Here is a 12,853-nt window from a genome sequence, read left to right on the forward strand (position 1 = left end):
GGTTAATTCTCCTGATCTGAAGGCATCGAGAATTTCTTTATGATTCATACGATTTACTCCCTTCTATGATGTTTTGCACACTCTTAAAATCCAATTTCCCTAGCGCCACCTCTTGCATCAATCCGATGATTTGCTCGTCTGTATACGTGTCCTTTATTTGATGTGCTGCTGCGCTATGATTTTGTTTTTCCGCTTTTAAGGCCAAATGGTCAGATAGAGCTTGGACTGTCTGACATTCAAGGATTTCCCGGCCGGCCATCTTCAGCTGCGTGGTTTTTTCGATATGCCGCATCAATTTTCGGCCAAGAATTGAATCCATCCCATAATCCAAAAAGTTTCTTTTGAAATTGATTCGATCCTCAGATATGCCCAATTCTCGTGCTAAAAATTGAACAATGATCTTTTGAATATGGGTTTTGCCATTCGGCTCGTCAATCTCTGTTTTCATATCTTGTGAATGCTGTTTAACGGCCTCTGATTGCTGGGTGCCTGACGAAACCCAATACCGCTCCCTTGCAAATGGATAACCAGGTAAAGAGACCATCCGAACGTGATCGCCATCATGAAGGAGTTCCCAAGGAATCTGATATCCTTTCACCCAGCATTCCGCAATGTTTTCCAAATTTCTTTCTTTTGCGAGAGCTTGCAGAACTGCTTCATCTTGTTCTTCTAATATCCCTTCTGTATATCCTGTATAAAGGGATCTCTGTTGGCCCGATATCCCACCATTCTTCATTGCTTCCACATATTCCTTCAATTTTCGCACCAATTGCTCCTGATTGTTTGCAACGATCGCTAGCCTTGCTTCCATGGCTTTTCTCCCAACCTGAAGCGTATATGCCACATCAGGTAAAGAAAAGTTATGATTCTGCTCCAGATACGCAATCATGCGGCAGGCAGCATCCTGAAGCCGATCGTCATTTTGGGCTGAAAGCACGATGACCTGCGGTGACCCTTGATGCCGCTGTGTGGACGGCTGATCATCCGGAATGTATTCTTCAATGACTGCATGTGCATTGGTGCCGCTGATTCCAGTCGTGCTGATCGTTCCCATCCTCGGCTTCTGATTTTTCCTGATCCACGAACGGTTTTCTTTGCAAAGCACAAATGGGCTTTCTTTAAACGGAATATACGGGTTTTCCGATTCACAGTGATGAGTGGCCGGAATGATCTGGTTTTTCATAGCCATCAGCATACTGATTAAAGCAACCGTTCCTGACGCTGCAAATGTGTGTCCGATTAAAGGTTTAATTGAGCTGATCATACAGAATTGCTTCTGCTTCGTATATTTGCTGAACACGCTCGTTAAAGCTTGGACCTCAAGCGGATCACCAAGATTCGAGCCGGTACTGTGCGCCATCACATATTGAATATCGAGCGGATTGATTTCATTTTTTTCATAAATGTTTTCGATCAAATCTGCCTGGCTAAAAGGATTTGGCGCAGTAATGCCGTTGGTTTTGCCATCGTAATTCACGCCGCTGGCTTTGATGCAGCCATAAATATGGTCTTTATCTTCAATTGCCTTTGATAATGGTTTCAAGAGAACAGCAGCCACCGCTTCACCTGGCACAAGACCATTGGCATCCTGGTCAAATACTTTGCATTTTCCGTTCGGAGACAGCATTTCGGCCCTTGTCAGCGCCTCAAAAGACATGTGAGAAATATTCAAGCTGACACCGCCGGCTAAAGCCATTTCACAATCCCCCTGACGCAGAGCTGAACATGCCTGATGAATCGCCACAAGTCCAGATGAACATGCTGCTGTCAACGCCATATTAGGCCCTTTTAAATCCAATGCGTACGCAATTCTCGCAGATAATGTGGCGTTTTGTGTTCCATTAATGTAATCCGTATCTCCGGTTAGATGCGCATATTCCCCTTCTTCCACACCTACATAAACACCGCAGGATTTTCCTTTTATCCGATCTCCCATATAGCCGGCGTCTTCAAACGTGTGCCATGCTTCCTCTAGAAAAATGCGCTGGCGCGGGTCCATGCTTTCGGCTTCTTTAGGCGATATTTGAAAAAACAGCGGATCAAACCGGTCTATGTCCTTCAAAAATGCACCCCACCTTGGCACTGCTTTTTCTGGATCTCTGTTAGCTCTCCCCCAGTCCCGGCGTTCGCCCGGGATGTCAGAGATACACGATTTACCGTTTTTCAGATTATCCCACAGCTCATGGACCGAATCAGCTTGAGGGAACCTGCCGCTCATGCCGATAATGGCGATCGGCTCATTGTGACCCTGTCCGTTGCTTTTTTTACTGGTTTCTGCTTCGGGAACTACAGGATTTGCAGCAGGAGCTTCTATGGACTTTTGCGCCTCAGATGCATCATCCCGGTAAAATGCTTCAATCAGCTCTTTATGATCAGTTAAGAAAAACCCCATCAATTCCTGTAAAGTTGAATAGCCGAAAAATAAAGCCGGTGTTACTTCGATGTTGAAATGCTTTGATAACACATTCGAAAATTTAGCCAAGTAGATTGAATCAAATCCGAAGTCGGCCCAATTTTTGTTCAAATTCAGCTTGTCCTTTGAAATCTTAAGCAATGTGTGAATATGCTCTTTCAAGTCGTGTTCTAAACGCTTTTCAACGCTTAACGTTTTTACCTCATCCTTGTTTTCTTGTGCTAGAGGGGCTTGAGTGGCCGGTTCTGGAATAGCTGGTTCAGCCATTCCTAAAAATCGGCTGACACGGCTGGGCTGACCGGCTATGACGAGATGCTGAGCATCCTGCTGAGCTAGGATGTGCTCAAACATACGGATGCCTTCCTCGGCTTCTAGGAAGCGTTGGCCGCTTGATTTCAGGTACATATCCGTTGTTTCCTCATCACCGATCTTCATTCCGCCATCCTTCCATACAGGCCAGTTGATGACAAACGTTTTACCGTTATGCAGCTCATTTCTGTATTGTGCGTAAGCCATCTGAAACCTGTTGCCAATCGCATAATCACAACATCCAAAATCCCCTAAAACTGCAGAAGAAGAAGAAAAATAACACATAAAATCAAGGACTTCATTTTTAAGCCATTCATCAAGCGCTATCGTGCCGTTGATTTTCGGTTCAATGATGCGCTGGAAGCTTTCGATCTTTTTGTCAAAAATAGCAGAGTCGCTTTCGATTCCGGCTGCATGAATGACACCGTTGATGGCACCGAATCGGTCTTTCCCTCTTTTTACGCAGTCTCCCATTGCGATAGGATCAGACACATCTGCTTCTGCATACATCGCTTCGCCGCCTAGATCCTTTAATTCTTTTATTTGCTTTTGCTTCTCTTCATTAAAAGGCGACCGCCCTGTCAAAATCAGGTTTGCGGCATAGTTTTTGGCCAAATGCTTGGCAAATAAATAACCAAGCCCTCCTACACCGCCTGTAATCAGGTAAGTACCGCCAGACTTCAATTTGCTGTCGTCCGGTTGTATCGTTGTCTGTTCAATGTGATTTACATATCGTTTCAGATTCTGATACAAAACCGTTTGTTCAGCTGAAGCCTGTAATTCTGCCCATATTTTACGTGTCCAATCATCCATCGATCTTTGTTCCGCCGGCTGAAAGATTCCAGTCACTTTTGTGTGCGGGAGGACAAGCCCGAGTGAACGTTCGAAGCCAATCCATGATTCCAGATAGATTCGGTCAAGACCATCTTCAAAACATCCTGCCAGCAGCAGCCGTGAAGGATGAAGCTTTGCTGCGGACATACCTTGTAATAGGTAAACAATACAGGAATGGTCCTTTATACAGCGCTTGTCTTCCATAGGCCACATATAGAGGATTGCATCTGGCTCTCCAAGTTCTTCTTTAATGCTCTGGAAGGCCTTTTCAAAAGTAACGGGTTCTTGCCGCACAATCTGGTAGCTATATTCAGACTGTTTGCTGTACACTTCGCCCTGTGATATAAAAATGACTTTGGTGTCTTGATCAACGTTTTTCAGGGCTGAAGCAAATGCGTTTTGCTTTTCTCTTTCAGTCAGAAAACAGATGAGCGTTTTGATACGTTTCGATGTGAGAGTCGCCGGCTCTTCTTTCCACACTTCTTGAAAAGTCATAACCTTGAAAGGTTCTTCTGTTTGCTGATCATGATCCTGTTCTATAGATGCCGGAGCCTTTGCCGCGCCCGGTGCCCAGTAACGTTCTTTTGCAAATGGATATGCCGGAAGACTGATCCGGACAGGCGTTTGGGTGCCGTACAGCATGCCCCAGTCGAAAGACAAGCCTTTCACCCAAAGATCCAGCAGTTTCGTGTATTTCCCTTTGCTCATCCATGCTTCTATGATTTTTCCCGTATCCTCATCCGCTGATAAGACTGCTAACGCTTTTTTGTTATCATCGATACGATCCAGATACAGGCTGTCTGCTTTGTTTTCGATAAAATCGTTCAGCTTTCTCTCAAGATCCTCTAGTGATTCCGCTATAAAGGCCAGCCGTTCTTCCATTGCTTCACGGCCCGTTTGCAAGGTATAGGCGATCCTGATCAGGTCTGTTTCGCGGTACCTTTTTTGTTTGATGGCTGTAAGCAGCTGTTCCGCTTTTTCTTGCAAGCGTTCCATGTTTTTGGCCGACAGCACAATCATCGCTGGAGGATGGTCTTTCGGCGTTTGCGCCCCCGTTCTTGGAATATATTCTTCCAGGATGATATGGGCATTGGACCCTCCGGCGCCAAAACTGCTCAAGCCAGCGCGCCTAGGCACCTCTTGCCCGCCAATCACCGGGCGTTTCCATTCACCAAGTTGCTGCTGAACGACAAATGGCGTATGGCTGAACTCGATGTTCGGATTCAACCGCTGAGCATGCAATGATGGCGCAATTTGGCCATATTTAAACTGAAAAAGTATTTTTGTCAGCCCTGCAATTCCGGCTGCACTTTCACAATGACCGATATTTGATTTGCTGGAGCCGATCGCACAAAACTGTTTCTCCTGCGTATCTTTCTCGAATGCTTTTGTTAACCCCGCTATCTCAATCGGATCTCCTAATGCAGTGCCTGTTCCATGCGCCTCTAAATAACTGATGGTTCGGGCAGGAATGTCGGCGCGCTCCATTGCTTCTTTAATCACCTGTGCCTGTGCATGAGGATTTGGAACCGTGTATCCATTTGTTTTTCCTCCGCTATTAATGGCACTTGCCTTTATCACACCGTAAATATGGTCACCGTCCGCTATTGCTTGCTGCAGCGGCTTTAACACAATGGCGCCTACGCCTTCACCGTCGACAAATCCATCTGCATCATCGCCGAATGATTTACATGTATCACTAGCAGAGAGCATATTCATGACAGATAAATTCTGATAGTGAACCGGGTCGACAACTAAATTGACACCGCCGGCAATGGCACAATCACTCGATCCGCTATAGATGCTTTCCAGCGCTAAATGAATCGCTGTCAGGGAGGATGAGCAGGCTGTATCGACTGCAAGACTCGGGCCTTGGAAATTCAGTAAATAGGATATTCTGTTGGCGATAGACCAATAGCCATAGCCGGTCGGATAATTTTTGTTCATGACTCCGGCAAAGACGCCGATTTTTCTGCTTGAACAGAGCGAGTCAGGCGTGTATCCCGCGTCTTCAATACTTGCATAAGCGGTTTGCAGAAATAATCGCTCCTGAGGGTCCATTCTTTCTGCCTCAAGCGGAGAAATCTGAAAGAATAATGGGTCAAACTTGTCCATATCCTTGATAAATCCGCCCCATTTCGTATAAATTGATCCTTCTTTTCCTTTTTCTTTATCGTAATAAGCTTTCCAATCCCAGCGTTCTTTCGGAATTTCCTCAATACAATTTCTTCCTTCTTTTAGGTTGTTCCAAAAGTCTTCTGCTGTTTCCGCCTGAGGATAGCGTCCAGAAATGCCGATAATGGCAACGTCACGGCTTGCAAGAGTGTTTGTCGGTGTTTCTTTCTCCCCGCTGAAGCCAAGCTTGCGATAGCGCCGTGTTCTTTTAGCGGCCTGATCAGGTTTCTGTGAAGATTGGGTTCTGCTTTCGGCTGGTGTCTGTTGTTGAACTTGACGGTCAAGACCTGTTAATTTCATCAGAGCTTCTGTTTTTGTTTTGATGAAATGCTCCACTAATGCGTCAATGGTCTGGTACTCGAAAAATAAAGTGCTGCTTACATGGTCAAATTCTTTACGCAATGTATTCGTCAGCTGGACAACAACGATAGAATCAATACCGTACTTTTCAAGCGGTTCAGATGACTCAATCTTTCCTGCAGGAATTTTCAACGTTTCCCCGATTAGTTTTTTCATATATTCTGTGCTTTTTTCTCTTAGGAGAGCATGTTTTGATTGTCCAGCTTCCTCTGAATCTATGGTATGAAGGTAGGCTGGCTCCTGATTAGACGCTTGTGAAACAACCTTCTCCGGCAAGATCACATTTTTCATCATACGTCGAACCAGCCCGTTGCTTGAGGCTGCGACGATTTGGTGACTCAGATCATGTGCCGCCTCGGCCGGGAAAAAGACAGATTCAAAGCCTTCGCTTTCAAGTGCCGCTTTCCAGCTGTCAGGATGTAAGCCTGGACAGCCGGGAATCCGCACTGCAGGATCTTCATACAGCCACCAGCCTTCCAAAAGACCAAAGGTGATGTGAGGGAACAGGCTGTTTCCCGCCATTTCATTCAGCAGCAGCATTCCGTTGTTTTTCATTACCGCTTTTGTATGCCGCAGTGTTTGACGGATATTTTTTGTCGCGTGAAGGACATTAGCGGCAATGACGACATCATAGCCTCCCGCTTCAAATTCCTGCTGGTCAATCGGTTTTTCCACATCAAAAAGCTGATATGTCAGGTACGGATTTTCCGCCCCATATTCCTTTTCTGCATGCAGCAAAAATGCTTTAGACAGATCTGTATAGCAATATTCATTGATGTGCTTTTGATATGGTTTCAGTTTTTCAAAGATTCCGGCACTCGTGCCGCCTGTGCCTGCGCCTATTTCCATAATGCGAATCGATGCCTCAGGGTCGTGCTTCAGACGTTCATCCAGATAAGCTAATAATGTATCGGCAAGCACTTTATTAAAATAGTCTGCCACTTGGTTATGCTTATAAATGCCTTCCACAAGTTCCATCGAGGAATGCGGGAACATGATATCTGTTGCAGGGACTTTCCCTGTCAAAATATCCGGTAATGCTTGCAGCATGGCCTCTGCTAATACAACCATCGCCTTTGTCTCGCTGTCTTTAAGCCACTTTTCTTTTTTCGCGTTCCATTCTAGCCAAAGCAGCTCGATATCCTCTGCTTGGTCCTTCCTCACCAATGAATCTCCAACTTTCTTAAGATAGCCATGCTGCAAGAGAAATTCGCTGCTTTGCCGAATCCATTTTCCATAAAATTCACGAGTCTTATATTGTTGAAGACGTTCAACCGATAATGTATAACCATCAAACAGCCCGGCTGTTTGCAGCTGTCCTAACAACAGCCTGTAAAGAAGATCATCAAGCTCTTCATGTGTCACTCTTTGAAATCGTCCCGTAGTCGGCAGACGCTCCATCAGGCTCTCTGCATCTGCTGAAGGTTGCTCTGGATAAAGAGTGATGAATTCATTCTGATTCACGCCTTCGACTGCTACAGGCTTTGTCGTATGAATGAAAGCTGTTTGGCTGACTGGCCCAGAAAGCAGTGCTTCCAGCGCCTTCATAGCCTCCGCAGGCTCAATTAAACCTAAGCCGATTTGATTCATGAGTTGTACATAATGTTCATCCTCAGCCGCTTCACTATTCCCCCAATATCCCCAGTTCATGACTTTTACAGGGCATGCCCAGCTCTGAGAAAGCTGGTGAGCAAAAGCATCTGCAAATGTACAGCCAGAGGCATAATGGCTTTGCTTCACATTTTTGATATGGGCTACAAGCGAAGAGAAGAATAAAACAAAATCTACATTCTCCTGGCGGAACACTTGGGCCATCCGAATACTGACATCGATCTTCGCCGCCAGTCCAGCGGTGAATTCTTCCGGCTTCATTTTTTCCAGGCTTTGCTCAAATAAAACCATCGCAGAGTGAACAATCCCGTGAATATGAGGATGGCGTTTTTTCACTTGATCATAAGCCTGCTGCAATGAATGCTTATCGGCTGCATCGGCTGCAATGTAGAAAGGCTCAGGGCCAAGCGCCGAAAGTCGGTCTATTTTTGACTGGATGGCAGCATTAAGTTGACTTCGCCCAATCCAAACGATTTGCGCCTGGTAGCGGCGGATCATGTACTCACTCCACGCCTCTCCGATATACCCGGCTCCTCCGATGACCACATAGACTCCGCCTTTCCGATATAGCGTGTCGCCTGACAGTGAGGGCCGATATGGGATCAATTGCTGCTGATGCCATTGCTGATTACGATAGGCCCAAGCATGGCCAAGGCGGTCAGCTGGGAGCGCAAACATGTGATTTACCGGCCATGTGCAGCCTTTTTCAAGATCGAGAAGACGGATTTTCCAGTGTGGATATTCCTTTGCCATTGTGCCGGCAAGCCCATGAATGCTTGCATGAGCGGGTTGTACTGCCTCATGTTGCGTAACCGGCTGCGCTTGGACGGTCACAAGAGACCATTCAAGTTGTTTCTCGCCATAGCCTAATTGCAGGCATGCTTTCACAAGCTTAAATAAGTGAAGAACAGCTTCTCCTTGTCCATCACTACCTATACTTCCCCGGTGTGACGGGGCAATCCACAATACATGGTCAATGCTTCCGTACGCTTGCAGTTTGTCCGCTATTCCCTCAATGTCATCTGCAGGCCGGATATCGATAAAGGAAACTTGCGGATAATGATGCTTTATTAATGCCCGATCAGCTTCAGCAGCACCGCATAAAACAACTCGTGTACCAGCAAACGAAGCATTATCCTCCGTATCTGAAGAGACTGGTTCCCAGACAGGGATCATCATCGTATGCCCGGTCAGCTGAGAATCAGTTAATAGTTGCGGCTTTGAATGCTGCTCTCCATCAAGTGCCCGCATCGAGGCACCCTTCATTCGCACACAAACGTGTCCGTTCTCATCACATAAATCAATATCATACTTTCTGACTTTGTCCTCCGCTTTACTGTCTGAACTGTATCGAATATAAGACCATATCTTCTCTGGACATGGGCTGAAAATATCAACCTCCTGTAACGCAAATGGAAGAGACAGCGTCTGAGCTTGTCCAGCGGCATTGACTGAGCTAACGATAAAACCGACTGTGGCATGGAACGCGGAATCCATCAAACTCGGGTGGAGCGCAAAATGCTGCTTGTCGTTTTTTAGAAAAGCGGGTAACGAGATTTTTGCAAGCAATTGATCTTTGCCGACATAGACTTTTTCAATCCCTTGATAGCCCTCTCCATAGTCAAGCCCAATCTTTCGAAACGCTGCATAGCATTGTTCTGACGTCACTGTGTCCAGGCTGCATTCTGTCTGTATTGATGAAAGGTTTAAAATGGAAGTGTCCGCTTCATCTGAAATGACAGCGCGGCCTTGGCAGTGTATCGTCAGGGCTTCTTCTTTATGTTCAGAGCTGCTATAAATGTCAAAGGAAATGTCCCCGTTATCCTCAGGAAAAAGGCCAATATGTATTTCTTTTGGTTCACTTTCTATCGTGATAGGACGCACCCACACAATGTCTTTAAGCGACACCACTCTTTGTTCGCCGTCCAGATCGCCTGCAGCTTTTTCCGCTGCTTCCCTTGCCATTTCTAAATAGGCAACGCCCGGCAAAATCTTCTGTCCCTGTACAACATGATCTGAAAGGAAAAATTCCGCACCTGTAAATACAGAGCTAAAGCGCTGCTCAGTAAAGTCTGATGTATTGCGATGCACCAGCGGATGTAAGATATGATTCACAGTGCTGGTTTTCATTTCAGGAACCGGGATCCAGTAGCGCTCCCTTGCAAATGGATAGGTCGGAACACTGATTTTAAGCGGCTTGCGATCGCCGTATAGGTCGTCCCAGGTGACCCGCTTTCCTTGAACCCATGATTTCGCCATTTCCATCATTTCACTGTCTCTTATCAAATTGTTATTCAGCGCATTTACCGATGCTAGCCCAGCCGCCTCCTGATTCTCCTTGGCTCGTCCGGTCCAGCAGCCCTCGATCTCTTCTTCTCCATTGGCAAACGCCCGAAGTTTAGCCGTTAAATCTTTTATGTCTTTTACGATGAAGGCCGCACGCTCCTCCATTTCAACCCGCCCTGCCTGCATGGTATAAGCTAACGCTAAAAGATTGACGTCCTCGCTAAGAAAATCAAGAAGTTTAAGAGCGTAAGCCTGCAGACGATCTTTGTTTCTCGCAGACAAAGGTATCACTATTTCTTCATTTTTCGTTAAAATCGTTTCTGAATGGCTCTCTGCCGGAATATATTCTTCCAAAATAAGATGCGCATTTGATCCTGAAGCGCCAAACGAACTTAAACCGGCACGGCGGGGATATGTGACGTCCACCCCGTTTTCTGTAAAAGATGGCTGCTCCCATTCCTTTGTTTCATGCTGGACAAAAAATGGGGTTTGATCAAGCTTCAAATAAGGATTCAGCTCTTCTGAATGTAATGACGGCACCAAGGTTTTATGATGCAGCTGCAGGACAGTCTTCGTTAAGCCGCTAATGCCGGCTGCAGCTTCAGCATGGCCAATATTTGATTTCACAGAACCGATTGAACAGAATTGCTTGTCCTGCGTATTGCGGCTGAAAGCTTTTACTAACCCCTGTACTTCAATCGGATCTCCCAATGAGGTGCCAGTGCCATGGGCTTCAACATAGCTGATGGTGCGCGGATCAATTCCTGTTTTTTCTAGACATGCTTCGATAACATCAGCTTGAGCTACCGGGCTCGGTACTGTAATTCCGCTTACTTTTCCTACATGATTTATCGCACTGCCTTTGATGACAGCATAGATTCGGTCACCGTCCTGTTCAGCTTTTCGCAGCGGTTTTAGCAATACTGTCCCGACACCTTCTCCAGATACGTAGCCATCCCCGCCTTTGCCGAAAGTATGGCAATAGCCGTCACTTGAGTGCATTCCTACACTGCCATAGCTGATATATTTAGCCGGATGCAATGACAAATTGACGCCTCCGGCAAGCGCGGCCTCGCATTCTCCATTCCGGATGCTCTCTATTGCCAGATGAACCGCAGTTAATGAGGAAGAGCAGACCGTGTCCACCGCCATGCTTGGGCCGTGGAAATTACAATAGTAAGAGACCCTGTTGGCGATTTGCGCATAATTCAGCGATAAAGGAAATGGATTGTGTTCTGATAGAGCTTCAGCTCCTATAAGGGAATAGTCCTTATGCATTACGCCGGCAAACACACCGACATGCTGTCTTTTATTTTCTCCCTGCGGTGAAGCAATTGTCTCTGGTGTATAACCCGCATCTTCAATAGCTTCCCAGCATGTCTCTAAAAATAACCGTTCCTGAGGGTCCATCATTTCCGCTTCACGCGGAGAGATTCTGAAAAATTGAGGATCAAAGCAATCAGCCTCCTCGATAAACCCGCCCCATTTCGAGAGTGGCTTGCCTGCAGGTGAATCCAGTCCATTGTTTTCTTTCCACTCCCAGCGTGAGTTTGGAATCTCTGTGATGCAGTCGGTACCCGCTTTAAGATGTTCCCAAAATTCCTGTATGTTTTTTGCCTTAGGATAGCGTCCCGCCATTCCGATAATGGCAATGTCATCCCCGATCTCTGGTGAAGAGGTAACACCATCAGGAGAATCCTTCATTGGTGAAGGAGATTGGCGGACAGCATCGTCCGCCTCTCCAATTGAATAGTGATCAGCAAGATGAGCAGCCAGTTCTGCAATTGTTGTAAATTCAAACAGCAGTGTCGGAGCAAGATCCGCTCCAACCTTATCTCCAATTTCCTGAACCACGGTAAGCAATGACGGAGAATCCAAGCCTAGCTCATAGTACCCAGCGTGGATATCCATTTGTTCTGCCGGCCTTTCAAGCTGCTTAGCAAGCAACTGACGCAAATACATTTCAAATGCGGGATAGTCCCGACTGATGTTCTGAGAGACAGCAGCTCTTTTTTCTTGAATTTCTTTTGGAGAATGAAAGGCTGACATATTCCGTACAGACTTGCCTGCAAATTGTTTCAGCTCGGCCACTTTTTGTCCTGATGAATTAAAATATTCAATCGTCATATAAGTGAGCTCTTTCTTTTGGCGCACAGATGAGGAGAGGATCCGTGCTGTACATCCTTTTTGCAATCGTTCTGAAGCAGAAAACGATTCATAATACAATGGCAGGTACATCGTTTGATCTGAGATCAGGCAGCTTGAACCTATGCCGCTGCCGTCAATAAGCGTCGGATGAAACAGAAAAGCTTCAGAATGGCGCAGGGCTTCCTGTCCAACTGCTAAATCAATTAAAGCCCCCTCTTTGGCTTCATAAATCCGCCCTTTTGCCTTCATCATGCCGGTATGGACTAACTCCTGAGAACGGCATTGTTCATAGATTTCATCTAAATTCAGAATCCTGTCAGCTGTACTTTTCCACTGATTAAGGTCTATTGATTCGGCAAAAGCGGTTTGCTCTTTACGATGCATGTCAGCAGTCACATATTGTCTCTTGTCAGATAGTGATTCTCCATGCTGTTTTTGTCCGTCGATGATGATGGACCATGTCCCTTCCTTTCTTTCAGACACGTGAATGGTCAGGGCAATGTCATATGACTCATCTGCGATCAAAGGGTAAAAAATGGTCAGGTTTTTTAATTCAAGCTCTTGGTATGCATAACCATGTTCCTGGAATACTTGGTAGATTAAATCTATATAAGCAAGGCCGGGTAATAACGCTTGTCCATATACCTTGTGGTTGGACATGATTGGATTATTTAATGAAATGTGCAGTTGTTCAGTTATCATTTTTCCACTCCTCTC

The 12,853-nt window shown here is 45.9% G+C and carries 1 protein-coding gene; it reads right to left on the minus strand.

Annotation, left to right across the window (positions count from 1 at the left end; genetic code table 11):
* Positions 1 to 37: 37 nt before the first annotated feature.
* Positions 38 to 12,838 carry a polyketide synthase PksM gene (gene pksM, locus ACZ07B_RS07495; protein ID WP_464877069.1) on the minus strand — a complete coding sequence of 4,267 codons (12,801 nt, stop codon included), beginning with the start codon at positions 12,836 to 12,838 and terminating at the stop codon, positions 38 to 40.
* Between the last annotated feature and the right edge of the window lie 15 nt (positions 12,839 to 12,853).

This window comes from Bacillus sp. 9.4 (assembly GCF_055486415.1).